Annotated in this window: 21 protein-coding genes, 1 pseudogene and 1 other annotated feature; of the genes and pseudogenes, 8 read left to right on the top strand and 14 right to left on the bottom strand. The window is 58.3% G+C overall.

Features of this window, described 5'->3' with window-relative positions; translation table 11 throughout:
- The first annotated feature begins 67 nt into the window (after positions 1 to 67).
- Positions 68 to 412 (top strand): YugN family protein, encoded by a 345-nt coding sequence (locus tag RWM61_RS07335; protein ID WP_313999030.1) that lies wholly within the window; start codon positions 68 to 70, stop codon positions 410 to 412.
- Positions 413 to 427: 15 nt separating this feature from the next.
- On the top strand, positions 428 to 1,633 hold the full coding sequence (gene ftsW / locus RWM61_RS07330) for a putative lipid II flippase FtsW (protein WP_313999028.1): 1,206 nt from the start codon (positions 428 to 430) through the stop codon (positions 1,631 to 1,633).
- A 64-nt stretch (positions 1,634 to 1,697) separates the two neighbouring features.
- On the opposite strand, the gene RWM61_RS07325 is transcribed toward ftsW, so the two are convergent.
- Positions 1,698 to 2,084, bottom strand: a complete 387-nt coding sequence (locus RWM61_RS07325) for an Asp23/Gls24 family envelope stress response protein (RefSeq protein WP_313999026.1) — start codon at positions 2,082 to 2,084, stop codon at positions 1,698 to 1,700.
- Between the two features lie 168 nt (positions 2,085 to 2,252).
- Between RWM61_RS07325 and cax the strand changes: the two are divergent.
- Positions 2,253 to 3,320, top strand: a pseudogene (cax, locus tag RWM61_RS07320) (calcium/proton exchanger).
- Between the two features lie 56 nt (positions 3,321 to 3,376).
- On the opposite strand, the gene RWM61_RS07315 reads toward cax, so the two are convergent.
- The 5 genes from RWM61_RS07315 to RWM61_RS07295 all read right to left on the bottom strand — a co-directional run bounded on the left by RWM61_RS07315 (position 3,377) and on the right by RWM61_RS07295 (position 8,262).
- Complete coding sequence (locus RWM61_RS07315; protein ID WP_313999025.1) at positions 3,377 to 3,664, bottom strand: YlaN family protein; 288 nt, start codon at positions 3,662 to 3,664, stop codon at positions 3,377 to 3,379.
- A 149-nt stretch (positions 3,665 to 3,813) separates the two neighbouring features.
- Positions 3,814 to 4,056 (bottom strand): HPr family phosphocarrier protein, encoded by a 243-nt coding sequence (locus RWM61_RS07310; RefSeq protein WP_313999023.1) that lies wholly within the window; start codon positions 4,054 to 4,056, stop codon positions 3,814 to 3,816.
- A gap of 97 nt (positions 4,057 to 4,153) precedes the next feature.
- Positions 4,154 to 5,269 carry an aminopeptidase gene (locus tag RWM61_RS07305; RefSeq protein ID WP_313999021.1) on the bottom strand — a complete coding sequence of 372 codons (1,116 nt, stop codon included), beginning with the start codon at positions 5,267 to 5,269 and terminating at the stop codon, positions 4,154 to 4,156.
- A 68-nt stretch (positions 5,270 to 5,337) separates the two neighbouring features.
- The gene (locus RWM61_RS07300) at positions 5,338 to 6,150 is read right to left on the bottom strand and encodes a hypothetical protein (protein ID WP_313999019.1); all 813 of its coding nucleotides are present in this window, start codon (positions 6,148 to 6,150) and stop codon (positions 5,338 to 5,340) included.
- A gap of 177 nt (positions 6,151 to 6,327) precedes the next feature.
- Positions 6,328 to 8,262, bottom strand: a complete 1,935-nt coding sequence (locus RWM61_RS07295) for a sensor domain-containing diguanylate cyclase (protein WP_313999016.1) — start codon at positions 8,260 to 8,262, stop codon at positions 6,328 to 6,330.
- Between the two features lie 434 nt (positions 8,263 to 8,696).
- Between RWM61_RS07295 and rpsD the strand changes: the two genes are divergently transcribed.
- Positions 8,697 to 9,296: a 30S ribosomal protein S4 gene (gene rpsD, locus RWM61_RS07290; protein ID WP_313999013.1), complete on the top strand. Its 600-nt coding sequence runs from the start codon at positions 8,697 to 8,699 to the stop codon at positions 9,294 to 9,296.
- A 93-nt stretch (positions 9,297 to 9,389) separates the two neighbouring features.
- Here the strand turns inward: rpsD and tyrS are convergent, their stop codons facing one another.
- Positions 9,390 to 10,646 carry a tyrosine--tRNA ligase gene (gene tyrS / locus RWM61_RS07285; RefSeq protein WP_313999011.1) on the bottom strand — a complete coding sequence of 419 codons (1,257 nt, stop codon included), beginning with the start codon at positions 10,644 to 10,646 and terminating at the stop codon, positions 9,390 to 9,392.
- Positions 10,647 to 10,692: 46 nt separating this feature from the next.
- Positions 10,693 to 10,962, bottom strand: a binding site (T-box leader).
- Positions 10,963 to 11,114: 152 nt separating this feature from the next.
- On the opposite strand from tyrS, the gene RWM61_RS07280 reads away from it, so the two are divergent.
- Positions 11,115 to 14,207, top strand: a complete 3,093-nt coding sequence (locus tag RWM61_RS07280; protein WP_313999009.1) for a transglycosylase domain-containing protein — start codon at positions 11,115 to 11,117, stop codon at positions 14,205 to 14,207.
- Positions 14,208 to 14,652: 445 nt separating this feature from the next.
- On the opposite strand, the gene acsA is transcribed toward RWM61_RS07280, so the two are convergent.
- Positions 14,653 to 16,377, bottom strand: coding sequence for an acetate--CoA ligase (acsA, locus tag RWM61_RS07275; protein ID WP_313999007.1), 1,725 nt, complete (start codon positions 16,375 to 16,377; stop codon positions 14,653 to 14,655).
- A gap of 228 nt (positions 16,378 to 16,605) precedes the next feature.
- Here acsA and RWM61_RS07270 point away from each other — a divergent pair, with 228 nt between their 5' ends.
- Positions 16,606 to 17,238, top strand: a complete 633-nt coding sequence (locus RWM61_RS07270; protein ID WP_313999005.1) for a GNAT family N-acetyltransferase — start codon at positions 16,606 to 16,608, stop codon at positions 17,236 to 17,238.
- A 66-nt stretch (positions 17,239 to 17,304) separates the two neighbouring features.
- The gene (locus tag RWM61_RS07265; protein ID WP_313999003.1) at positions 17,305 to 18,477 is read left to right on the top strand and encodes an acetoin utilization protein AcuC; all 1,173 of its coding nucleotides are present in this window, start codon (positions 17,305 to 17,307) and stop codon (positions 18,475 to 18,477) included.
- A 79-nt stretch (positions 18,478 to 18,556) separates the two neighbouring features.
- Here the strand turns inward: RWM61_RS07265 and RWM61_RS07260 are convergent, their stop codons facing one another.
- The 4 genes from RWM61_RS07260 to RWM61_RS07245 all read right to left on the bottom strand — a co-directional run bounded on the left by RWM61_RS07260 (position 18,557) and on the right by RWM61_RS07245 (position 21,539).
- Positions 18,557 to 19,258 carry a 5'-methylthioadenosine/adenosylhomocysteine nucleosidase gene (locus RWM61_RS07260; RefSeq protein WP_313999001.1) on the bottom strand — a complete coding sequence of 234 codons (702 nt, stop codon included), beginning with the start codon at positions 19,256 to 19,258 and terminating at the stop codon, positions 18,557 to 18,559.
- A gap of 138 nt (positions 19,259 to 19,396) precedes the next feature.
- Positions 19,397 to 20,401, bottom strand: coding sequence for a catabolite control protein A (gene ccpA, locus RWM61_RS07255; RefSeq protein ID WP_313998999.1), 1,005 nt, complete (start codon positions 20,399 to 20,401; stop codon positions 19,397 to 19,399).
- A 139-nt stretch (positions 20,402 to 20,540) separates the two neighbouring features.
- Complete coding sequence (locus RWM61_RS07250) at positions 20,541 to 20,924, bottom strand: hypothetical protein (protein ID WP_313998997.1); 384 nt, start codon at positions 20,922 to 20,924, stop codon at positions 20,541 to 20,543.
- Positions 20,925 to 21,104: 180 nt separating this feature from the next.
- Positions 21,105 to 21,539 (bottom strand): VanZ family protein, encoded by a 435-nt coding sequence (locus RWM61_RS07245; RefSeq protein WP_313998995.1) that lies wholly within the window; start codon positions 21,537 to 21,539, stop codon positions 21,105 to 21,107.
- Between the two features lie 66 nt (positions 21,540 to 21,605).
- On the opposite strand from RWM61_RS07245, the gene RWM61_RS07240 reads away from it, so the two are divergent.
- Entirely contained in the window at positions 21,606 to 22,139 is a 534-nt protein-coding gene (locus RWM61_RS07240; RefSeq protein ID WP_313998993.1) for a type 1 glutamine amidotransferase domain-containing protein, read from the top strand.
- A gap of 21 nt (positions 22,140 to 22,160) precedes the next feature.
- Here the strand turns inward: RWM61_RS07240 and ptsP are convergent, their stop codons facing one another.
- Positions 22,161 to 23,930 (bottom strand): phosphoenolpyruvate--protein phosphotransferase, encoded by a 1,770-nt coding sequence (ptsP, locus tag RWM61_RS07235; RefSeq protein WP_313998991.1) that lies wholly within the window; start codon positions 23,928 to 23,930, stop codon positions 22,161 to 22,163.
- On the bottom strand, positions 23,927 to 25,813 hold the full coding sequence (locus tag RWM61_RS07230; protein WP_313998989.1) for a glucose PTS transporter subunit IIA: 1,887 nt from the start codon (positions 25,811 to 25,813) through the stop codon (positions 23,927 to 23,929). The genes ptsP and RWM61_RS07230 overlap by 4 nt, the downstream gene beginning before the upstream one ends.
- Between the last annotated feature and the right edge of the window lie 217 nt (positions 25,814 to 26,030).

The following is a 26,030-nucleotide window of genomic DNA, read 5'->3' as shown; positions in this document are numbered from 1 at the left end:
ATACTAATATGAATAGTGATGCTGGCAAGCAGCTTTTTCGCGCTACTTATTGAAGGAGGACTTACGAATGATCATCGAAAATACAGGCCTGAACGGCATGACCAGCGACCTCGCTCATTTGGACGAATCCGCCGGGAAGCTGGGCTTCGTTCGCTGGCAATGGGAGTACTACCGCGCTACATACGACCTTAAGCTTGAAGACCGTACGAACCAGGAGGATTACTTCCTCCGCATCAACACCCGCGCAGTCGAAGGCAAGCTGGAATCCCCGCACGCCGTGTTGGCCGTCGAATCGGTGTATATCGGCCGCGCCACGTTCCCGCACGGCATGGAATACGAATCCCCGATCCCGCAGCCGATCTTGAATACGGCCAATCAACGCCTGCAAGATTTGAAAGCGTTGCTTGCGTAACGCGGTGAAGCGCTTATGAAACAAGCCCGGACCGATCCGCGGGGCAGGCCGGATTTTCTGCTCTTGATTTTAACGCTTCTGCTCGTCGGCTTCGGACTGGTTATGGTGTTCAGCGCAAGCTCGAACATCGCCGTCACCTCCGACGAGTTCAACCGCGACGCGCTTTATTTCACCAAACGCCAGCTGATGTGGGTGGCGCTAGGCTCCCTCATGCTGCTGGCGGCGATGAACATCCGGTATAACTGGTATAAAAAAGGCCACGTCCTCTTGTTTATTCCCGTCGTCTTGATGCTGATTCTGGTGCCGATCATCGGGGAAACGAGAAACGGCGCCCGAAGTTGGTTCGGCATCGGCTCCTTCGGCGTTCAGCCGACGGAGTTCGCCAAGCTGGCGATCATCTTGTATCTCGGCGCCATTATCGTCAAGAAGGGCGAGAAGTTCAGGGAATTCAAGCGGGGGCTTCTTCCCGTCATGGGGACGGTCGGGGTTATATGCGGTCTGATTCTGCTGCAGCCCGACATCGGCTCCACTCTCATTCTTGCCAGCAGCGCCGGAATCATCATACTGGCCGGAGGGGCGAATCTGAAGCAGCTGTTCTTGGCAGGCGTTACCCTGTCGATCGTCGTGACGGTCATCGTCAGCGTGTCCATGATCGCGAATCCTGACCCTTGGGCATACCGGATGGACCGGTTCACCTCCTATATGGATCCGCTGCAGGATGAAATGGACAGCGGCTACAATCTGTCCAAGTCGCTGCAGGCGCTTGGACACGGCGGTCTTACCGGCGCCGGCTTCGGAAACAGCGTGCAGAAGCTGAAGTATCTTCCCTTTCCCTACAATGATTTCATTTTCGCCGTCATTGCGGAAGAATTCGGCTTTATCGGCAGCCTGCTTTTCCTGCTCACCTATTTGTTCTTTATCTGGCGCGGTCTGCTTGTCGCTCTTCGCTGCCCCGACATTTACGGCACTGTGGTAGGCGTCGGCATCATGAGCATGATCGCGGTGCAGGCGTTCGTCAACATCGGCGGCGTCACGGGCGCCATCCCGATCACCGGTGTTACGCTTCCGCTCATCAGCTACGGCGGCTCCTCCATGCTGGTCACCTTGGCCGCCATGGGCGTCCTGCTGAGCATTTCACGGGAGTACAACCGCCCTGTCGGCCAGGAACGCAAGGATCGGACAAGCCGGCAAGAAGCGGCGCGCTTCCGCACCGTGAGGTAACCTCTTCGGGGCACATGACAAAACGGTCCGCCTAGGCGGACCGTTTTGTCGGTTTTCATTCCGATCAGTTCACACGATGATTCTGAGCCGCGTCTTCCTTCTCATCCTCGCGGAACGCGACGCCTTCAACCTTCACGTTCACTTCGACGACAAGCAGACCGGTCATGTTCTGCACGGCTTCCCTCACGTTGTCCTGCAGCTGCCGGCACACCTCGTGAATCGGAATGCCGTACTGCACGATCACGCGCAGGTCGATGGCCGCTTCCACTTGACCGACCTCGACCGAGACGCCCTTCTGCGCGTTTTTGCCGCTGAGCCGTTTGGCCAAGCCTTCCGAAATCCCGCCCGACATGGCGGCGATACCCGGCGTTTCAAGAGCGGCTAGGCCCGCAATCGTTGCGACCACATCGTCGGAGATGCGGATGTTGCCGGTTTGAAGGTCTTCGGTCATCTGACTCACTCCTCATTGTCCATCTGTAACCATTTTATAGGATGGACCGGTATGAAGCAAGATTCACCGATACCGCTGCAAGGTAAAGTTTAGAAGCAGGATAAATTGGCATATATTAAGTACGATATGTCCTGAAAATCGTTTATTCCGATGAGGGGGTTGGCCGCTATGAGAAAAAATGGGTTCTACATTGCACTGGTCGTCACTTTTGTTCTGAGCGGCGCGGCAAATTACATGAGGTGGGGCCCGGTCATTGAATTCGCGTTATCCGCTATCGCGATCCTTTTCGTCGCCGGCTTCCTGGGCAAGGCGACCGAAAGCGTAGCCCATTACGCGGGCCAGCGGCTCGGCGGCTTTCTCAATGCGACGTTCGGCAATGCGGCCGAGCTGATCATTGCGATTTTTCTCGTCAAGGAAGGCTTGTTCGATATGGTAAAAGCGAGCTTGACCGGCGCCATTATCGGCAACCTTCTGCTCGTGCTCGGCCTCAGCATCCTGCTCGGCGGCCTGAAATACAAGGAGCAGCATTACAATATCCAATTGGCAGGCTACAACGCGACGCTCATGATGCTGGCGGTGATCGGCCTGTTCGTGCCGGCGATATTCGTCAAGGTGTAGCAATTCTCGTTCGAGAAAGATCAATTCCTGAGCCTGACCGTTGCCGGCATTCTCATTATCGCTTACCTATTGTGGCTTATCTTCTCGATGATCACCCATAAGGACACGCTGGCCGAGAACGAAGTAACCTCCGCCGATCACGGCGAGCAGCCCGCATGGTCGAAAAAGACGTCCATCCTGTTCCTCGTCCTGTCGACGGTCATGGTGGCGCTGGTCAGCGAATGGCTCGTCGGTACGCTTGAAACGTTCACGGAGCGATTCGGCCTGTCCGAGCTGTTCGTCGGCGCATTCGTGATCGCGATCGTCGGCAACGCCGCCGAGCACAGCGCCGCCGTCCTGCTCGCGATGAAAAATAAAATCGGCGCCGCCGTCGAAATCGCGATCGGCAGCAGCCTGCAGATCGCGCTGTTCGTCGCGCCGGTGCTCGTTTTCGTCAGCCTCCTGTTCAACCCCGGCCGCTCGATGGACATCGTCTTCACCACGATCGAGCTTGCCGCCATCGGCGTATCCGTGTTTATCGCCACCTCGATCTCGCGGGACGGCCGGACGAACTGGTACGAAGGCGTCCTGCTGCTCATGGTTTACGTCATTCTCGGCTTCGCTTTTTACCTTGTCTGACGCCATCCGGCCCGGTCCGGACCGCGGCAGCAAAAAAAAGCAGTCTCCATGGGAGACTACTTTTTTTGGTTAAGCGCTTCGTACAGCAGCGCCAAATTGCGTTCGAGCTCACTTAAGATCGCCCTGCCTGCCGTTTCGGGGATTAATCCGGCACGCACCGCAAAATCGACCTCCCGCGAAAAGCCGTACATCTGGGTATCCAGCACTTCCTCGTACAGCGGGCATTGACGGGTCGTCAAATTCTCCATCTGGACTTCGATGAGCTTCTCGATTTTGTCGGCATCTTCCTGAAGAAGATGAAGCGCCTTTTGGTGCAAATGCACCATCACATCAGATGAAGACACGGTACTACCCCCCTGCGCAATCCTAGCCGTCTTTTATACTTTTTATATTAGACGAAATCGCCCCAATACACAAGGACAAAACGGGAAAGCGCCCCTCCTCGCGGAAAAGGGCGCTCATCGGTCATCTTATCCGGTTGTAATCGCGCGGGCTAGTCCGCCACGACCGACACGTTGAGGTTATGCTTCGCAAAAACCTCGGACATCGCCGCTTTCGCTTCCTCGGCGTCCGGACCATGGACGTGCAGCTCGTACGAATGGCCGCTGACAAGCGTCGTGAACAGGCCAAGAATGCTTTTCACGTCAATGTACTTGTTTTCCGCCTGCAGAACGATCGAGGAACGAAATTGATTGGCTGTCTGGGAGATATCTACAATTGCAGCGTTGTTGGACATGAGAATCCCTCCACATCGAGTAATGTACGGCTTTTTTCAATCATACCTTGATTTCCCGCTTGCCACAAGGGGGCAACGGTTACGTTTGCTAACATTTTCATTTCAAATGCTCCGGATTCAACCGTTCCAGCTCGGGAATGACGAAAAGCCCGTCCTTGCGGATCAGCGCGTCGTCGAACCGGATCTCGCCGCCGCCGTATTCCGGCCGCTGAATCAGCACCAGATCCCAATGCACCGACGAGCGGTTGCCGTTGTCGGTTTCTTCATAAGCTTGCCCGGGCGTGAAATGAAGGCTGCCCGCTATTTTCTCATCGAACAGGATATCCTTCATCGGGTGCAGAATGTGCGGGTTGAATCCGATGCTGAACTCGCCGATATACCTCGCGCCTTCATCCATGTCGAGAATTTCGTTAAGGCGCTGCGTATCGTTGCTCTCCGCCTTTACGATTCTGCCGTTCTCGAACGTGAACACGATGTTCTCGAACGTGATGCCCGAGTAGATGCTCGGCGTGTTGTAGGCGATCGTCCCGTTGACCGAATCGCGCACCGGCGCGGTAAACACCTCGCCGTCCGGAATGTTGCGGTGGCCGGAGCATTTCTTCGCGCCGATGCCTTTGATCGAGAACGTCAAATCCGTTCCCGGCGCGACGATCCTGACCTTGTCGGTGCGGTTCATCAAGGCCTCGAGCGGTTCCATGGCGCGGTCCATTTTCGCGTAGTCGAGATTGCACACATCGAAATAGAAATCCTCGAACGCCTCCGTGCTCATATTCGCCAATTGCGCCATGGACGAATTCGGATAGCGCAGCACGACCCATTTCGTTTTTTTCACCCGCTGCTCGCTATGTATCGGATGACGGTAGATTTGCTCATACAGCCGCATTTTCTCTGCGGGCACGTCCGACAGCCCATTGACGTTCTCGCCCGAGCGGATAGCGATATAGCCCTGCATCGCCTGCATGCGGCGCATATCGTAATCGGCCCATACCTCCATCTGCTCCTTCGTGGCATTCATGAGAAGGGAACGAAGCACGGAGCGGTCGCTCGTCTCGACGAACGGGCGGCCGCCCCCCTTCGCCACCTCTTCGACGAGACATTTCGCCAGCTCCCTTTCGGAGCCGATCATGTCGATCAGGACATTCTCGCCCGGCTGAACGTCGATCGAGTATCCGGCCAGATTGGCGGCCAGCTTCTGCAAACGCGGATCCCTCACCGGAATCTCCTCCTTGTTCGCGCGCCGTTTACGGCTTTCGGCGCGTTGTCGTTTATATCAACATCCTATCACGATTTACCTTCGGTTGCACGGCCGGCAACCGGCTTGCCGTCGAAGCCGGCGAATGTGACGGACGTCACCCGTTTCTCCGTCCTCTGCCTTCCGTCCGCTTCATAACGCATGACGACGGTTTCCTTCATCCGGACGGGAAGCATGCGGCTCCCGTCAACCGACAGCTCCACCACATCGTCCACTTCCAGCGAGCGAAGCATGGCCTCAAGCCTGCGGCGGGAAGCGGCGATTTCCTCCCTGACCGCCCTTCGCAGCGTTTGATCGGCCTTTGCCCCGCCTGCGGCATTTCGGATCGTCTCAGATCCGGCGGCTTCGGCCGACCGCTCAAATTCCGCGCGAAGAGAAGCGGCCTCAGCCTCCGCGGCCGAGTCGGGCCGGAGGCGGATGCGCAGCGTGAGGTTCGGTCCGTCTTCGGCGGGGTCGGCGTATTCGACCGTTTCCGCGAGCTTCCGAACGGTGGAGAGCCGATCGGCGGGATCGCGCAGCCCGGACCCCTTCGCGTTGCCCGCGCCCTCGTTCCCCCTGGCGGTCCGGCGAACCGTCCGCTTCGAATGCCCGATAACCTTGCCTTCGTACTCCTCCGTCATGCGAGGTTGCGCTTGTCCGTAGCCCAAGCCGGTTCGCACCCGGAAATCGTACCTGTCGACTCCCGACAGGCCCGCGGCCGCAATCGCAAGCGTTTCCTCGGGCGACCTCGCGCGATGCGGGTCGGCGCACCCGCCGCATAACAGAGCCGGGAGCAAGCTCCAGATGAACGCATGGAATAATGGCCCGGCCTTCCGGCCGTTGCCCGTAAGGTTCGGAACCACGCGCAAATCCCTCCGTATCGTAATTCCAGATTAGGCTGACGGCTGTTAGCTTCTCCCGTTCCCGGCGCTTCTTATTCCACACGGCCGCTTTGCGGCAAATAATGCCCAAAAAATGAGGAAATAAATCTTTGCGTGCAAAAAAACGACCGTCCCCGATGGGACGGTCCCGCTTGCGCGTCAGCCGACGAACACCTGGTTCCGGCCGTGATGCTTCGCTTCATACAGCGCCATATCGGCGCGGTAAAACAACGATTCCGGGCTGATCTTCTCGTCCTCGAACGTCCATTCCGAGACGCCGCAGGAAGCGGTGACCTTCGGATCGGTCTCGCCTTCAACCCGGCTGCGGATGCGGTCGGCAATCCGGTAAGCCTGTTCGGTGCGCACCTTCGGCAAATAGACGGCCAACTCCTCGCCGCCCCAGCGGGCGGCTATATCGCTGTCGCGGATGCACGACTTGATCACATCGCTGACCTGCACGAGAATGCGGTCGCCGATCTGGTGGCCGTACGTATCGTTGACCTTCTTGAAGTAATCGATATCGACGAGAATAAGCGACCCGCAAGGATCCTTGCGCTGCCGCAGCTGGATCTGCTCATTCAGGTAATGCCGCGCATGCAGGCCGGTCAGGTTGTCGGTGATCACCATCCGCCGCACCTCGGCGTGAAGCGATGCGTTGGTGATCGCAAGCCCGATATGGGTGGATAATACCTGCAGCAGCTTATAATTGTCGTAGGAGAAATAGTTCGCGTTGCGGTGCGCCACCAGGATGACGCCTCCGACATCGTCGCCGACCATGATCGGCGAGGCGATCAGCGAGCGCGACGCGGTCAGGTCCATCAGCTTCGAAGCGACCTGCCCCGTTCCGTGATAGTCGGAAATGATAAGCGATTCCTTGCTGCGGTACACCATGCCGCAGAAGCCGTACTCCTTCGAGAATTGTTCTCCCATCAGCGCCGGGATGTTGGAGGACATCACAACGAATTGATTGGTTTCCTTGTTCAGCTGCAGCACGCAGCAGAAATCCGCATGAAATACCTGAAGCAGCTCGTTTGTAGCGAATTGGAATATTTCTTTCAAACGCAGCGACTGATTCAGCCGCTTCGTCAGCTCGTTGATGAGCTGAAGCTCGCCGATCAGCACATTGGACTGCTCATAGAGCTTGGCGTTCTCGAAAGCGGATCCGGCCGTATCGGCGAGCATGACAAAATCGGGCAGGTCGTTCTCCTCCCATTGCCCGGCCGGAACCGTCATCAGCAGAACGCCGTAAACCGCTTGCTTGCCGGACAACGGGACGGCGAGCCGGATCGCGCCCTCTCCCTTCTCCTTAACCGGCTTGCCCTCAAGGAAGGCGCGCGCGCTGATGTCGGCAGCGGCGTTCTTGAAAACGAGCGGCTTCACGCGGACGTCCACCGAGGCGTAATCCTGCGACAGCAGAAGATCGACCTCCGAGTCGGGATACAGCGATTCAAGGTTCAGAATCGTTTCCTTCAACACGGAAGGCACGTCGATCTGGTCATGCAGCCGCTTCGCGGCAATAAACAAGGCGTCCTTGCGCGCCGCTTCTTTATCTTGCGCACGCTGCCGCTCCATTGCTTGCTCCACCAGCCGCTTTTCGAACAGAATATGAAAACGGCTCCGGAAGTCCAGCGCGCATGCATAAAGCATCGCCCTTCTCCCTTCCGGGTCGGGGCCCAGAGGCAGGAGGAAAACAAGCGCCGCAATCGGCTTTCCTTCGGAACGATGCGGCACGGGTACGGCGCGCAGCAGCATTCCGCTTTCGACCGGCGCTTCCGCCGGGCCGCCCGTACGAAGCGCTTCCTGGACGCAAAGCGAGATTTGCTCCTCGGAGGAAGGCGAGGTGCTTCCGTGGCCCGACAGCAGCGTGCGGGAGAGATCGAACAGGAGCGCGGCTCCTTCGCCGAAAACGGGCAGGGCGTCGTAATCGGCCGCCCATTGCCTGAAGCTTTCGATTAAAAGCGGGGCGAGAAAAGGAGCTTCCAGCGCATACGCGTCCGTCTCCGCCGAGCCGGGATCGCTCCCGGTTCCGCCCAAGAAACGGTTCGAAGGCTGGTGAACGTGAACATCTCGGTCGGTTCGCAACGGTTCGTTCATAGCTGTTCCTCGCTCCTTCGTTCCGCAGATATTGCGCCGCGCGGACGTCGATTTTGCACCACATAAAAAACGTAATCGTTAACTCTATCATACTTTATTTGTATGAAAATTGCACTAGTTTACAAGAATATAAAAGGGTCTTAGGGCCTAGTGAATAATTGGAATTCAAGTCTTTGCCGCTTAGCGTTTGCGGCCGCCCAACGTTTTTTCCTCAAAGCTACCGTCCCGCCCCCTTGACTTTTCATATGATTTACCTATAATATTGATTGTTGAAATAACGGGATAAGGTTTTGTGTCACCCTCACGGAGGTTGTCACTGTCGGGACAGCGGCTGGCATTCCCGTCAGGATTCCGGATCGGAATCATTGACAACGCTCGGCGAAACAATAACCCCATTTTCAAACATTCCATTTGAAGAAGGAGTTACCACCACAATGGCACGTTATACAGGACCTAAGTTTAAATTGAGCCGCCGCCTCGGCATTTCCCTGAGCGGTTCCGGCAAAGAATTGAAACGCCCGTTCCCGCCCGGACAGCACGGCCCCGGCCAACGCAAGAAAATGAGCGGCTACGGCGTTCAACTGCAAGAGAAACAAAAGCTTCGCCATATGTACGGCTTGAACGAGAAGCAATTCCGCAATCTGTTCTCCAAAGCGCTTAAGATGAAAGGGATCGCCGGTGAAAACTTCATGATCCTGCTCGAAAGCCGTTTGGACAACCTGGTATACCGCCTTGGCCTGGCCAACTCGCGTGCGGGCGCGCGTCAGCTCGTCTCACACGGCCACGTGACGGTAAACGGCAAGAAGGTCGACATCGCTTCCTACACCGTTTCGGTCGGCGACATCATCGGCCTGCGCGAGCGCAGCCGTTCGATGAAAGCGATCAAGGAAGCGGTTGAAGGCCGTCATCACCTGCCGCAGTATGTGGAATTCAACGGCAACGCGATGGAAGGCAAGTTCGTCCGTCTGCCGGAGCGCGCCGAGCTCTCCCAAGACATCGACGAAAAGCAAATCGTCGAGTTCTACAGCCGTTAATCGTAAAATCCCCGGACCGATCGGTCCGGGGATTTTTTTGCTTTCGTTTACCGCGTCGCGTGCAGCCCGGTCGCTTACATCGGCTCCGCCGCCCTACGCCCGACGTATCCGGGCGAACTTCCGCTTGCCGACCTGAATGACATCGCCGTCCTGCGGCTCGATTTCCGCGCCCGGATCGCCGATTTTGACTTCGTTGATCTTCACCGCGCCTTGCTGCACGCTGCGCTTCGCCTCGCTTCCCGACGCCTGCAGGCCGAGCGCGGTCAGCAGCTTCACGATCCGGATGCGGCCGCCCTCGAGCTCGCTGTCCGGCAGTTCGATCTCTTCGATTTCATCCGGCAGGGCGCGCTGCTGGAACACGGTGACGAAATGCTGCTCCGCGGCGGCCGCTGCCTCCTCCCCGTGGTACATGCGGACGAATGTCGCCGCAAGCTTCATTTTCGCATCGCGCGGGTGAACCGTTCCGTCCTGGAGTCCCTGCTTCAACCTCGCAAGCTCCTCATTGCCGATATCCGTCGCCAGCTCATAGTACTTGGCCATCAGCTCGTCCGGCACGGACATCGCCTTGCCGTACATTTCATTCGGCTCCTCGTCGATGCCGATGTAATTGCCGAGGCTTTTGCTCATCTTGTTTACGCCGTCGAGCCCTTCCAGCAGCGGCAGCATGACCGCGATTTGGGTCGACTTGCCGTATTCCTTCTGCAGCGTCCGCCCCATCAGCAGATTGAATTTCTGATCGGTGCCGCCGAGCTCGACATCGTTCTCCAGCGCAACCGAATCGTAGCCCTGCATGAGCGGGTAAAAGAACTCATGGATGCTGATCGGCTGTCCCGACTGGTACCGTTTCGTGAAGTCGTCGCGCTCCAGCATGCGGGCGACGGTCAGCTTGGCGGCCAGCCCGACGACGTCCGCGAACGTCATCGGCCCGAGCCACTCGGAATTGTAATATACGGTCGTTTTCGCCGGATCGAGAATTTTGAAAATCTGCTTCTGGTAGGTCTCTGCGTTGCGCTTCACATCTTCTTCCGTCAGCTGCTTGCGCGTCTCCGATTTGCCCGTGGGATCGCCGATCCGTCCGGTAAAATCGCCGATGATCAACTGCACCTCATGTCCGAGCAGCTGGAACTGCCGCAGCTTATGCAGCACGACCGTGTGGCCCACATGAATGTCGGGCGCGGACGGATCGAGCCCCAGCTTCACCTTGAGCGGCTTTCCTGTCCGGACATGATCCGCCAGCTTCTCCTTAAGCGCCTCCTCGGGTACGACTTCCACCACGCCGCGCCGGATGGCCTCGAGCTGACGCTCGATTTCCGCCCGTTGCGCCGCGGATAACTGTTCTTCTTTTGCCATAACCAACCCTCCGCATTCGCCCAAAATACAAAAAAATCCTTCTGCCTCAAGGGACGAGAAGGATTTTGCCCGCGGTACCACCCTCGTTAAAGCGTCCGCCGCCGGATCGGTGCCGCATGGGAGCCGGACGGATGATCGCTTTCACTTCATTGCGCGTAACGGGCGCATCCGGAAGGGCATACTGACGGCATTGCGCCGGGTTCAACCGTTCGGCTCGAGGCTGTAATTCGACATGCGCTCCGCAACCGGTTCCCACCGAACACCGGCTCTCTGAATGCGGATGGCGCAGGCTACTTATGCCCGTCATCGCTTTTCAATTCATATTATTAGCTTTATACCACAGCCGATCGGCCCGAGTCAACACTTGCCGCATGCAGATGGATATTTACATAATTATGGTAAATGGTATGACCGTTTCCGGCATAATGTGCTATAATGGGATGCGTGGCTTTGGAGGAGGAAATCATCATGGAAGAAATACATAAGCCGTCAAAAAGAAGCGGATGGCGCACATTCGGTCTGGTCGCGTGGATCACATTCAAATGGCTGTTCATTTTCGGCGTCCTGATCGCCCTGTTCGCAGGCGGTGCGCTTACCGGCTACGTAGCGTCGCTCGTGAAGGACGACCCGGTCCGCCCGCGGTCCACGATCGAAGCGAAGATCGGTGAAAACGCCACCACAGGCTTCGTCTATTTTAACGACAACACGCCCGTCGGCCAGCTTCGGACCGAGGAGGACCGGCGCTTGGTCGCGTTGGACGATGTGCCGAAATCGGTCATCGACGCCGTACTGGCGATCGAGGACAATAATTTCGAGGACCACATCGGCGTCGACGTCAAAGGCCTCGGCCGCGCGTTGAAGCAGAAGCTGCTGAACGAAGAAATCCAGACCGGAGGCAGCACGCTGACGCAGCAGCTTGCGCGCAGGGTTTTCCTCAACCTCGACGTTTCGGACAGCCGGAAGGTGAAGGAAATTTTTCTCGCGCTGCGGCTCGAGCGGTTTCTGACCAAAAAAGAAATCTTAGCCGCCTATCTGAACAAGGTGCCGTTCGGCAACGGTTATTCGGGCTATAATCTGTACGGCATCAAAGCAGCCGCCAAAGGCATTTTCAATATCAACGACCTGAACGACCTGAACATTGCCCAATCGGCCTATCTGGCCGGCTTGCCGCAGCGTCCCTCTGCTTATACCGCCTTTAACAGTAAGGGCGAATACAACGAGGAAGGGATCGGCTTTGCGATCGACCGGCAGAGACTGGTGCTGCGCCGCATGCTCGAAACCGGCAGAATTACAGCGGCAGCCTATGAAGAAGCTTTGGCGTTCGATATTCGTTCGTCACTGGCGAAGCCGCAAAAGAAAGCATACAACACGTTTCCCTACCTGATGCTCGAAGCGGAGCGCCAGGCGGCGGAAATCATGATGATGCAGCAGGATCCGTCGCTTACGCTCGGGGAGATCCGCAAGCCCGAGAACGCGGCCAAGCTCGAGGAGGCGCGCGAATCGCTGCTTCGCGGCGGCTATCATATTTTTACGACGATCGACAAGAAGATCTACAACCTGATGCGCGCAATCGGCTCGGATCCGGACAATTTTACGCCGGACAGCAAGGAAAAAGGCGTCGAGCAGGCGGCGGCCGTCATGCTGGACAACAACACCGGCGCGATTCTCGGCATGCTTGAGGGACGCGATTTCTATCTCGAGCAGATGAACTATGCGACCCAGATGACGAGGCAGCCGGGTTCGACCATGAAGCCGATCGCCGCCTATTTGCCGGCAATCGATGCCGGTCTCATCCAGCCTGCCAGCATACTGGATGACGCGCCGATCGTGTTGAAGGACGGTCAAAAAGGCTTTCACATTCCGCGGAACGCGACCAACAATTACAGAGGGCTGGTCACTGCGCGCGAAGCGCTCAACCGCTCGCTCAACCTGCCTGCGTTGAAGCTCTTCCTGGATAAGGTGACGATCCCGAAAGCTTGGGAGTTCGCCCGCAAGCTCGGCATTACGACGATCCAAGCGGAAGACGATTACGCGCAAACCGGCGTCATCGGCGGACTGAGCAAAGGCGTGACGGTGGAAGAGCTGACGAACGCCTACAGCGCGATCCCGAACGGCGGCGTTTTCAACGACGCCTACATGATCAGCAGAATTACGGACGGAAAAGGCAAAGTGGTGTATGAGCATAAGACGAAGCCTGCACGCGTATTTTCGGAGCAAACGGCTTTCCTGGTTTCGGATATGCTCCGGACGGTGATTACGAACGGAACCGGCTCCACCGTCAAACGCGAATTTAAAGGCGGCAGCATTCCGGTCGCCGGCAAAACCGGTTCGACCCAAAGCTACGGCGACGTCTGGTTTATGGGTTTTACGCCGGATATTACGCTCGGCGTGTGGGCGGGCTACGAACAGCAAATCTTCGCGTTGACCGGCGACGGCAAGCGGCGCGCGCAACAAATCTGGGCCAAAATCATGAATGAGGTCGTTGCGGCCAAGCCCGAGCTGTTCGCCACCCGGGAGTTCTCCAAGCCGGACGGCGTCGTCAAGGCGACGGTATCCGGCGTCAGCGGCAAGCGTCCGACCGACCTGACGAAGCAGATGGGCCGACTCGTCACCGACTGGTTCAATGAGTCGTTCTTGCCGAAAGAAGACGATGACGCGATCGTAAAAATGGCATTCATTCCATACAACGGCATCAATTATATCGCACAGCCGACGACGCCGTCCGACTTCGTTCGCGAACGGACCGTCGTGCGACGGGAGAAACCGCTCGATGTGCTGTTCGAGGAAATTGCCGCCGCGCAGGAGAAGCTGCCTGCGGACAGTCGGCAGCCGATGTCTTTTTATTTGCCGGCGGATGCCGATCTCGACGCTCCGTCCAAGGTGGATCCGCGCACAGATGACGGCGGCAACCCGTCGCCTCCGTCGGGCATTGCGCTTCAACCCGTTGACGGGACGGCCGCGCTGCGAATCGGCTTTCAGCCTGCCGGCCAGAATGATATCGTCGGCTACCGCCTTTACCGTTCCGTTAACGGCGGTCCGTTCCAGAAATCGGGCGATTCGATCGTCGTCGGCGAGCAATCCCGGTTCATCAGCTACATTTCGTCCGGCAATGCATACAGCTTCTATGTGACGGCGGTGGACGTGGCCGGCCGGGAATCGGTGCCGAGCGCGATAGCGGCAACCGGCGTCTCCTCGGCGCCTCCGGCGGCTTCGGGGGACGGCGATACGGCGCCGCTATCCGACTCCGATGCGGGCGTTCCGGCTCCGGACGGCGCAGGCGGCGAGCTTGATGTTCCGGCTCCCTCCGCTCCCGGAGGCTTGACCGTAAAATCCATCGAGATCGGCGTCGAGCTGTCGTGGTCGCCGAATCCGGTATCGGAACAAATCCGGGAATATATCGTGTATTACAGCGAGAACGGCACGAGCCAATTTAGGCAGATCGGAACGGTGCAGGAACCGCGGTTCGAGTATATAGCGCCGTTCACCGCAGGGACGTTCCGCGTCACCGCCGTCAATGCAAACGGTGAATCGGATCCGTCTCCGGCGGCCTCGCCGAACTAAAAGAGCGGACCGCTTTAACCGGTTCCGGCACGGCACGAACGCAACGCGAAGCCCCCGCATTGGATGCGGGGGCTTCACGTTGTATCGGGAACCCTGACAGGCAGGCTGCGCCAAGTCAATCACTTGTTGTACATACCCGTCGGCGGGTTGCCTGCGGATTTTTACTCATGGCTAGTTGATTGGAAATCATCCATCCAAAACAACGCTCTTGGCCAAAAAGCCGGCTTACATTGGAAAGCATCCAATGAAAAAGCCGAATTTCACCGCCATGAGCTATCCGTGCGTACATTCGGTTGGAGAGAATCCAGCATAGCCAAAAAATGAAGAGAATGGTTTGATAGTTGTTGGATGAATTCCAACAGCCCAACCTCTCTCCTCCTTTCAGCTATAACGTTTCCACTCAGTCAAGGAAATTACGATAGGCCGCAAAGGATATCCGTCACGCTCAATCCTCGATCGTGGACAGGTCGCCGGTCGGGAGATTCAACTCCCAGGCCTTCAGCACGCGCCGCATAATTTTGCCGCTGCGCGTCTTGGGCAGCTTATCCTTGAACTCGATCTCCCTCGGCGCCGCGTGCGCGGACAGCCCTTCCTTGACGAATTTGGCGATATCCTGCTTCAATTCGTCCGACGGCGTGTAGCCTTCGCGAAGCGAGATGAACGCTTTGATGATTTCGCCCCGCATCGGATCCGGTTTGCCGATGACGCCCGCTTCGGCCACAGCCGGATGCTCGACGAGCTTGCTCTCGACCTCGAACGGTCCCACCCGCTCGCCGGACGTATTGATGACGTCGTCGATGCGGCCCTGGAACCAGAAGTAGCCCTCCTCGTCCCGATAAGCGGAATCCCCGGATATGTACCAGCCGGGTATCCGGAAATACTCTTCGTATTTGGCGGGATTGTTCCAAATTTTGCGCATCATCGAAGGCCACGGCGTGCGAATCGCGAGATTGCCCATCCGGTAAGGAGGCACTTCATTGCCCGCATCGTCGATGATGGCCGCCTGAATGCCCGGCAGAGGGCGTCCCATCGATCCCGGCTTGATGTCCATGGACGGATAATTGCAAATAAGCTGCGCGCCGGTCTCGGTCATCCACCACGTATCGTGAATGCGCTGTCCGTACACCTTCATGCCCCAGCGAACGACCTCGGGATTGAGGGGCTCGCCCACGCTGAGCACGTGGCGCAAGCTCGAGAGATCGAAGCCCGCGGCAATCTCGTCGCCGGCCCCCATCAGCATCCGGAAAGCGGTCGGAGCGCTGTACCATACGGTGATGCCGTATTTCCGGATCGTCCCGTACCAATCCTGCGGACTGAAGCGCCCGCCCCGGACTACATTCGTCGCCCCGTTCAGCCAGGGCGCGAAAATACCGTACGATGTTCCGGTTACCCAGCCGGGATCGGCCGTACACCAGTAGATATCGTCCTCTTTCAAATCCAGGACGACCTTGCCGGTGTAATAGTGCTGAATCATCGCGTTCTGCACATGATAGACGCCTTTCGGCTTGCCTGTCGAACCCGAGGTATAGTGAATGATCAGGCCGTCCTCGCGCTCGAGCCACTCGATCTCGGCCTCTTCGGACGCGGCGGCCATCTCGGCCTTGAAATCGACGATGCCCTCGCCCGCCGGCACATCGTCGCCGAACACGATGATATGCTTCAAATCCGGCAGTTCCGCCTTCGGCACGCGCGACAGCAGCGCAGGTGTCGTGACGATCGCCGACGCGCCCGAATCCCGCAGCCTGTCCTTCACCGCCGTTTCCATGAACGCTTCGAATAGCGGCCCGACGACCGCGCCCACCTTGAGCGTGCCGAGCAGGCTGAAATAAAGCTCGGGTGTGCGCGGCATAAAAATGAACACGCGCTCGCCCTTGCCTACGCCAAGCTTCCGCAGCACGTTCGCAAACCGGTTCGATTGCCGGCTTAAATCGGCGAACGTATACTTCTCGTCTCTCGCGGCATCGCTGTAATACAAGGCGATCTTGTCGCCTTTACCGGTATGTGCGTGCCGGTCGATTGCTTCATAGGCCATATTCACCTTCCCGGTTTCATGCCAGGAGAAAGCTTTCTCCGCTTCATCAAACCGAAAGGTCTCGCAGGCCTGCTCGTATCGCCTCAAATTCGGGTTCGGTGCCGTCGCTTGAATGCGTTCGTTATGCATATTTTCCATGTTCGCATCAACCTCCCACAAGTACGGACGACAGGGCTGTGCCGGTCCTAAAGTATGCGCTTACAGTTTGGCTTCGCACAGAAATGGAACAAACGAATCTCGCGCCTCCCGCCGCTATGGCGCCACACCGATTATAGCATACTGCCGCGCCGTTCGCCTACAACCGCTTTCATTCGGTTCTCTTATTTGATACGATACGGTTATCTTCGAATGAATAGAGGCGATACCGTGGAACACCGGAAATCGTTTCAGGCCGATTCGTTTCGTTCTCCGCTCGGCGAGATTGCCGTGGAAGGGCCCGTGCCGCCCCACACGCTGAGCGATCTGGAGATGCACGCCGACCTCGACGCTTTTCGCCGGCCGAAGGAGCAGCATGAAGCGCTGATTGAGATTGCGGAGCTGCCGGAGGGGCGGATCATCGTGGCGAGGCACGGCGGCGTAATCGTCGGTTATGTGACGTTCCATTATCCGGATGAGCTGGAACGCTGGTCGGAAGGCCGGATGGCGGATCTCATCGAGCTCGGCGCCATCGAGGTGGCGAATGCATACCGGGGGGTCGGCCTCGGCAAAAGGATGATCCGCACCGCCTTCGCGGACGGTCAGTTGGAGAACGTCATCGTCTTCACGACCGAATATTATTGGCATTGGGATCTGGAGTCCAGCGGCCTTAACGTCTGGGAGTACCGGGCGATGATGGAAAAGCTGATGAAATCCGTCGACATGATCTGGTACGCGACGGACGATCCCGAAATATGCTCCCATCCGGCAAACTGCCTGATGGTGCGCATCGGGAAAGACGTCCCGCTCGCTTCCGTCGAGCAGTTCGACCGGGTGCGGTTCCGGGGCAGGTTCATGTATTGATTGCGCATGCAGGCATCCGCCGACCGGCCCTTGACCCTAACCTTGCGGAAAGGACGTTGACCGAACATGACGGCGAGAGCCGCATTTATCCACCATGCCGGAGAAGCCGGCTATAAATTCAACGACAGCCACCCGTTCAATCCGAAGCGCCTGGAGCTCGCCACCGATCTGCTCCGCAAGTGCGGAGCGCTGGACGACGCTTGCCGCCTCCGGCCGAAAGCGGCGGACGACGCGCTGCTGTCGCTCATACACCGTTCCGATTATATCGAGCACGTCAAGTCTTTAAGCGCTGACCGGCCCGCCCCGTCGTACATAGCCGCCGCGGAGCGGTATGGCCTCACCACCGAAGACACGCCTTTTTTTCCCGGCATGCATACAGCCGCTTCACTGATCGCGGGCGGATCCGTACTGGCGGCCGAGCTCGTCATGTCAGGCCGGGCCGAGCATGCCTACCATATGGCCGGCGGGCTCCATCACGCTTTTCCGGATCGCGGCTCCGGCTTCTGCGTATACAACGACGCGGCGGTCGCCATCGCGGATATTCGCCGCCGGTATGGAGCCAGGGTGCTGTATATCGACACCGACGTGCACCATGGCGACGGCGTGCAATGGGCGTTCTACGCCGATCCGGACGTGTTCACCTATTCGATCCACGAGACCGGCAAATATTTATTCCCCGGCACCGGATTCGTGCATGAGAAAGGCGTCGGGGAGGGCTTCGGGCGGAGCGTGAACGTGCCGGTCGAGCCGTATACCGAGGATGACTCCTGGCTCGAAACCTTCCGGGAGACGGTGGAAAAAGCGGCGGCGGCCTTCAAGCCCGACATCGTCATCAGCCAGCACGGCTGCGACGCGCACGCCTTCGACCCGCTGTCGCACATCCATTGCAGCATGGCCATTTATCGCGAAATGCCCGCCGTCATCCATGACCTGGCGCACCGCTATGCGGGCGGCCGCTGGGTCGCGGTCGGCGGCGGCGGCTACGATATTTGGCGCGTGGTGCCGCGCGCCTGGTCGCTCGTGTGGCTGGAGATGACCGGCCATCCGATCGCGCAAGCGCTTAACGCATCGGATCTGCCGCTGCCGGCCGAGTGGCGCGGGCGTTGGGCGCCGGAAAGCCCGGTGCAATTGCCCGATACATGGCTGGACGACGTCAGCGCATGGACGCCCATTCCCCGACGCACCGAAATCGAGGCCGTCAACCGCAAGACAAAGGCGATCGCCGTTCAGGACTTATAGCGGGTATTTATCATTACCCGGCAGCAAAGCAAGGCGCGGATCCATTGATCCGCGCCTTGCATGTTCATTGCACCATCGCTCACATACGCTTCAGCATTTCCTCGATCATCGCATAGGAACGATTGGCCGCCCGGACGGTAAACGCCTCGAAGCTGTCGGGCGCGCCGCCGTCCGCCTTGTCCGACATCGACCGGATGACGACATAGGGAACGCCGTTCATGGCGCATACCTGGGCGAGAGCGGCCCCTTCCATCTCGGCGCAGGTGCCGTGCATTTCTTCGCGAAGAAAGCGGACCGTGTCGCGGCTCGCGATGAACTGGTCGCCGGACAATATTTTGCCGGTGCGGTAGTTGCCCGGATACAGCGTTTCCGCCGCTTGGACAGCCATCTCGACGAGGGCCCGGTCGGCCGCGAAATCGGAAGGCCGATCCTGGAACGGGATGACCCCGCGGGGAAAACCGAGCGGCGTTACGTCCATATCGTGCTGCATGCAGCTTGTTGAAATGACGATGTCTCCGACCTCAAGCTCCGGATCCAGCGCGCCGGCCACTCCCGTGAACAATACGCAGTCCACGCCCTGATCGATCAACACCTGGGTGCACACCGCGGCATTGACTTTGCCCACACCCGATTTGCAGAATACCACCTGCTTGCCGTGCAGCGTTCCCTCCACATAGTCGATTCCCGCCTTGGAACGTTTATGTTTTGCGTCGACGTGGCGGTGCAGCAGCTCGATTTCCTCCGTCATCGCGCCCATTATGCCGATTTTGCCGTATCTCAAAATGAATCGTCTCCTTTCATCATTTGCCGAATAAGTTCCGCGCGCCCCCGCAGCCTGTAAACGTAAAACGGCTCCGCCGTCTGTTAAGAGGACGAAGCCGTTGCATGGCATGACTTTAAACGCACGCGGACAGACCGGTCAAAGCGCCGCGACGGATTGCCGGGAAATGAGCTCGTGCGGCAAAATGACGCGCGCCTGCTCGACGTTCTCCTTTTTCATCAGCTTCGTCAACAGACGCATCGACACGGCGCCGATATCGTACATCGGCTGGGCGACCGAGGAAAGCTTCGGACGCACCATGGAAGCCATCCGGGTGTTGTCGACGCTGATGACCGAAATGTCCTCCGGCACCTTGAGACCGAAATCCTGGATGCAGTGCACCGCGCCGATCGCCATTTCGTCCGTTGCGGAAAATACGGCCGTCGGACGGTCAGGAAGCTCCAGGAAATATTTCATCGCATCGACGCCCGATTCGTAGCGGTAATTGCCGACGCGCACATAGTCTTCGTCGTAGGCGATGCCCGCATCCACAAGCGCCCGCTTATAGCCTTGGAAACGCGCATAGCCGTTTGCCGGATCCTGCAATGTTCCGCTGATCATCGCAATCGATTTGTGGCCTCGCTCGATCAATGCCTTCACGGCATCGTAAGCGGCCGCCTCATGGTCGATATCGACCGCCGGCATCGTGCCGTGCTCGTCCGTCGTCGCGCACAGCACGATCGGCACGTTCGCCGTCTTGAACGCCTGCAGATGCTCGTCCGTCACCGTCCCGCCCATGAAGAGCAGCCCGTCCACCTGCTTCTCAAGCAGCGTGTTCACGACGCGGATTTCCTTTTCCTTGCGCTTGTCGGCATTGCATAGAATGATATTGTAGTGATACATATTGGCGATATCTTCGATTCCGCGGGCTACTTCCGCGAAAATCGCATTGGAGATGTCGGGAATGACGACCCCTACCGTAGTCGTTTTTTTGCTGGCCAAGCCGCGGGCAACCGCGTTCGGCCGATAGCCGAGCCGCTCGATCGCCTCGAATACCTTCTTGCGCGTTTGCGGCTTGACGTTCGGATTGTTGTTCACGACCCGGGATACCGTGGCCATGGAAACGCCTGCTTCTCTTGCTACATCGTAAATGGTTACCGTCACGTGCCTTCTCTCCATTAATTCATATTTTGTTCTGGGGCCGTTCACTGTGAAAACAAATCATTACCGTAATGATACGACAATTTTTTACTTTTCGCAATGCGCACGGGCAACGGGGAAGAGTCGGCGGCCTACGGACGGTTTATGTATTCGGCACCTGTCGGCTGAACTGGGACAGCCGCTTCTGCAGTTCTTCCCGCCAAGCGGCGTCGTTCAGCGAATCGGCCAGCAGATACATATCCAGCAAAGCGTTTACGCGTTCCTCAATGAGACGGTTGACATCCGACCGATCGGGCTGCTTTTTGTCCGAACAAGCCTTCAGCAACACGTCCGCCCATTCATTCCATTCGTTGAACGAAAAGGTTTGCTTCTCCGGCTTGGCGCCCAGCCTTCCGATCAGCCCGGTCAAATCCGGCTTCACCTCGGGGAACACCTCGCTTCTGCTGCACACCGGACAGGAATAAACCGGCACGTTGTCGATTTCCACCCTGCCCGAATAAATCACTGTGCGCATTCTGATGTACATATCGTTTCCGCAAGGGCACCTTTTCTGCAAATCGGTCACTCCTTCATACTAAAGCGCGAATGTCGCCTCGGTAAAGGCGCATTCGTAACGATAAAGGTATTCGACCAGACCCTCGGAAACTCCTTCAAGCCGGGAGGTTGTAATTTTTGGCTTAACGCCGGCGATCGGCCGGCGATCGGACTAGGACGCGATTCGCCGCCAAACGTTGCGGACCGGCGGAACGGATAAGGCCAGCATCGCCAAAAACGCGCCGATCGTATCGTTGACGAGATCTTGCACGTCCGGAGCCCGTCCGGGCACAAACGACTGATGGTACTCGTCCGTGACGCCGTAAAGCATGCAGAGAAGCACGATGACCGCTTTCGTCCGCAAGCGCAGCGACGCCCCGCCGAAAGCGTAAGCGAACGCGACGGCAAGAATAAAATAGGAAACGAAATGTCCCCAATCAAAGCCCGACATGCCGGGAATCCACTGCTGAAACCAGGGCAGCCAGCCGTTCAGGTCGTCGCCCTCGCGCGAGGAAAACCAGAAAATGACCGCCATCCACACCAGCGGAGCCAGCCAGCGCAAGGCCCGCGTCGAAAAGGGCCCGACAGAGCTACCCGTTTGCTTCATGGAACCTCCTTCGTTACAATAGGACTTGAAAAAGCATTCGATCATACGAATCAGGGAGGGAAAATGATGCCGCTCGATCATATGAACGTATTATCGCTCGTCGATGACGAATTTGAAGATTTGGAGCTTTGGTATCCCGTATACCGGCTGCGCGAGGAAGGCGTGAACGTCGTTTTTGCCGGTCCCGAGAAGGGGAAAAAGCATATCGGCAAGTACGGCGTGCCGGCCGTGGCCGACCTGTCGTACGATGAAGCGCGCAGCGCCGATTTCGACGGCCTGCTCGTGCCCGGCGGGTGGGCGCCGGACAAAATAAGGCGGTATCCGAAGGTGCTGCAGCTCGTGCGCGAAATGGACGAAGCCGGCAAGCCGATCGGACAAATCTGCCATGCGGGTTGGGTGCTGATCTCGGCCAAAATCCTGGAAGGCCGCAAAGTGACCTCCACCCCGGGCATCCGGGACGACATGGAGAACGCTGGCGCAGAATGGCTGGACGAGCCCGTCGTCGTAGACGGCAATCTCATCTCGGCGCGCAGGCCGCCGGATTTGCCGCCTTACGGCAAAGCGTTCGTCGACGCGCTTAAGTCCGGGCAGCGGCAATAACCTGTCGGTCCGTTCGACCGATCACCGTCCGGAGTCGCTGGCCTCGGGAGCGGCCGACGGCAAACCGGTGTCCACGGCTTGCTTGAACGCCTCCAGCTCGCCGATCAGCTCTCCCGCCGTCCGGCAAGCTTCCAAACGATTCAGCAGCTCGCGGCTGTCTCTGCGCGTCGTGCAGAGCAGCCGTTCTTTTATGGGCAGAATCGCATGCGAGGACATGCTGAGCTCGTCGACATCCAAAGCGAGCCACAGCGGAAGCGCCCTCGGATCGCCCGCAAGCTCGCCGCAAACGCCGACATGGATTCCTTTCCGCTTCGCCGCTTCGACGGTTGTCCGCAGCATCCGCAGCACGGCGGGATGAAACGGCTGATACAGGTGGCATATTTTCTCGTTCATCCGGTCGACCGCCAACGCGAACTGAACCAGATCGTTCGTGCCGATGCTGAAGAAATCGACCTCTTCGGCCAAAAACTCGGCAATCGAGACCGCGGCCGGCAGCTCGATCATAATGCCGTTCTGGATCCCGTCGTCGAACGCCTTCCCTTCGCGGTTCAGCTCCGCTTTCACTTCCTCCAGAACCGCCTTCGCGCCGCGCACCTCCTCGACCGAGGAGATCAGCGGGTACATCACCTTCACGCTGCCGAACGCGCTGGCACGCAGAACGGCCCGAAGCTGCGTCTTGAAAAGGTCCTTCCGGTCCAGGCTGATCCGGATCGCGCGGTAGCCGAGAAACGGGTTCTCCTCATGGCCCACCTCGAAATAATCGAGCTGCTTGTCGCCGCCGATGTCAAGCGTGCGGATGATCAGCGGATTGCCGTCCAGACGTTCCGCCACCGCCTTGTACACTTCAAATTGCTCCTCTTCCTCCGGGAACCTGTTCCGGTCCATGTACAGAAATTCGGTGCGGAACAGGCCGACGCCCATCGCGCCGGCTTGCAGTGCAACCTCAAGCTCCTTGAGCGAGCTGATGTTCGCGGCCAGCTCTATTTCCTTGCCGTCCGGCGTCACCGCGCGCAAGCCGGCGATCGCCTTCAGGCTGTCCTGACGCTCGGCATGGCGGTTCTGCAGCTCCGAATACGCATCGATCTGCTCGGTTGTCGGATTCAAAATGACAACGCCGGTTCCGCCGTCGAGCACCATCCGGTCGCCTGTCACGACAAGCTCCTCCAGATCCACATCAAGGCCGACCACCAGCGGAATGCCGAGCGCTCTGGCCATGATTGCCGAGTGCGACGTGGTGCTTCCGGTAACCGTCGCGATGCCGAGCACATGCTGCGGATTCAGATGGGCAAGCTGGGAAGGGGAAATCTCTTTCGCCACCAGAATAAACGGCTGCGTGTCGGACGGAAGCGTTATTTCCGGCGCGCCCAGCAAATGCTTCAACAGCCGGTTGCCGACGTCCTTGATATCGATGGCCCGTTCCTTCATGTACTCGTCGTCAAGAAGATCGAACATCGTCACAAAATGATCGATCGCCTCTTTGACGGCTACCTCCGCCGCCTTGTACTGCCGCTTGATGATGCCCTGTATTTCATTCATGAATACCGGATCGTTCAGAATGGCGAGGTGCGCGTCAAAAATGTTCCGTTCCTCGGTGCCTACCACCTCGGCCAACTCATCCTTGATTTGCTCGATTTCATGCTTCGAGGTGCGGATGCCTTCATACAGCCGCTCGAACTCCTTGGCCAAATCCGGCACATCGATTTTCTGCTCGGGCAAATCCCACTCCCAATTCGGCAAAACGAACGTTTTGCCGATTGCGATGCCTGCGGATGCGCCAATCCCTTGTATCATGGTTTCTCTCCTCCACCGTTTCTCTCTTCCAGCACGACCGACATGACGGACGCCTGCCCTTTTTTCACGCCTTTGAAGGGCGCGTAGCTCCATGAACGGACCTTTTCGGGATTCGTGATGACCATCGGCGTGGCCAGCGACGCGCTCGCGCTTTTGACGTACATCATATCGAAACGGACGAGCAGCTGCCCCGGCGCGACCTGGTCTCCCTCCCGCACATAAGCCGTAAACCCTTCACCCTTCAGCAGCGACGTATCGATTCCGATATGAAGCAGCACCTCAAGCCCTTCCGGCGTACGGATGCCTATCGCATGCCTGGAAGCATGCAGGTGGATCACTTCGCCTTTGACCGGCGACACCACCTCTCCCCGTTCGGGCATAAAAGCGACGCCCTGTCCGACGATCCGGGCCGCGAAAATCTGGTCCGGCACTTCATCCAGCGGAATCATCCGCCCTTGCACGGGCGAGCTGAACTGCACGCGGGTCAGGTCGCGTTTCAGCGCCTTCACCATCTCTTCGCGGATCAGCTCGGAGAACGTGCCGAATACGACCTGCACATTGCCCCCGCCGAGCCGGATGACGCCGGCGGCGCCGAGTCCGCGCAGCGCATTGATGTCCAGCAGCTTGTCGTTCGCCAGCTTCAGGCGCAGCCTCGTAATGCAGGCTTCCATCTGGATGATGTTGTCCTTGCCGCCGATCGCCTGCAAAATAAGCGGGGCGCGGTACGGAATGTCGCCGGCCCAATCGTCAAGCTGCGAGCCTTCCTCACGGCCCGGAGTCGGAATCCGGAACCGGCGTATCGCCCACCGGAACAGCACATAATAGACGATGCCCGTCACGATGCCGATCGGGATGAGCAGCCAGCCTTTGGTCGACAGATGGAGATTAATGAGAAAATCGAACGCGCCGCCCGAAAAGGAGAAGCCGTGACGGATGCCCATTGCATACGTCACCCACATGACGATGCCGGACAACGCGGCATGGATCACGAACAAATAAGGCGCCACGAACATGAACGCGAATTCGACCGGCTCCGTTACGCCCGTCAGGAACGAGGCCATCGCCGCCGACAAAAAGGTTTTGCGGATTTTGGGCTTCAAATCCTCCCTCGCCTCCTGAATGATGGCGAGCGCGATGGCCGGCAGGGCGAACATCGTCGTCGGATACATGCCGCCCATAAACGCTCCCGCCGTCGGATCGCCGGCAAAAAACCGGGGAAGATCGCCGTACACGATCGTTCCCCCCGCCGTCTCATAAGCGCCGACCTGGAACCAGAACGCATGGCTGACGAGATGATGCAGCCCGAACACGACCAGGATTCGATAAATGAACCCGTACAGGAACACGCCGAAGCCGCCCGCCATCGACACGGCATCGCCGAGCTTGGCCATGCCGTCCTGGATGGAAGGCGCAATTTCGACCATGATGATCGAGAAAGCGACCGTCAGAAAGCTGACGAACAGCGGCACGAACCGCGGCCCGCCGAAAAATTGTATGTATTCGGGCAGCTTGAATTCCTTAAACTGCTCATAGCTGTATCCGGCCGTTATGCCGATCAAGACGCCGATCAGCACCGTCGGCTGGATTTCGAGCGCGCTGAACGAGCCGGTGATGGCGGTATAGATGAACATACCGGCCAATGCGGCCATCCCGGCGGCGCCGGCGTTGCCGGTGATGCCGAGCGCTACGCCTACCGCGAACAGGAAGGGCAGCACATAAAACAGAATGTCGCCCGCCTTCTGCAAATGGCCCGCCATCGGCGCCATCCCCCACGCGCCCCACGGCAGCGTGGCAAGAGAAAGAAACACCGCGGCCGCAGGAAGGATGATCATCGGCAGCATCAGAGCGCGCCCGAATTGCTGCAAATTCCCGATAAGCTTCACACGAGTCTCCTTTCTCTACGAGCATAGTCTATTACGATGGTAAGCGCTGGCTGTATTTTTGTCAAAGGCTCCGGTTAAGCTCCGGTTGTTCGGCGTCTTCGCTCCGTTAGGGCTCCGGTTGTTCGGCGTCTTCGCTCCGTTTCGCGCCCGTTTCCTGATCCACTTAGCCCCACTAAGGTGGAAACGGGCACAAACAAGTCGCTCTTCCCCCGAACAA

The organism is uncultured Paenibacillus sp. (genome assembly GCF_963515335.1).
GTDB lineage: Bacteria > Bacillota > Bacilli > Paenibacillales > Paenibacillaceae > Paenibacillus_I.
Note: the sequence above shows the minus strand (reverse complement) of the source record. Positions and strands in the feature narration are given on the sequence as shown.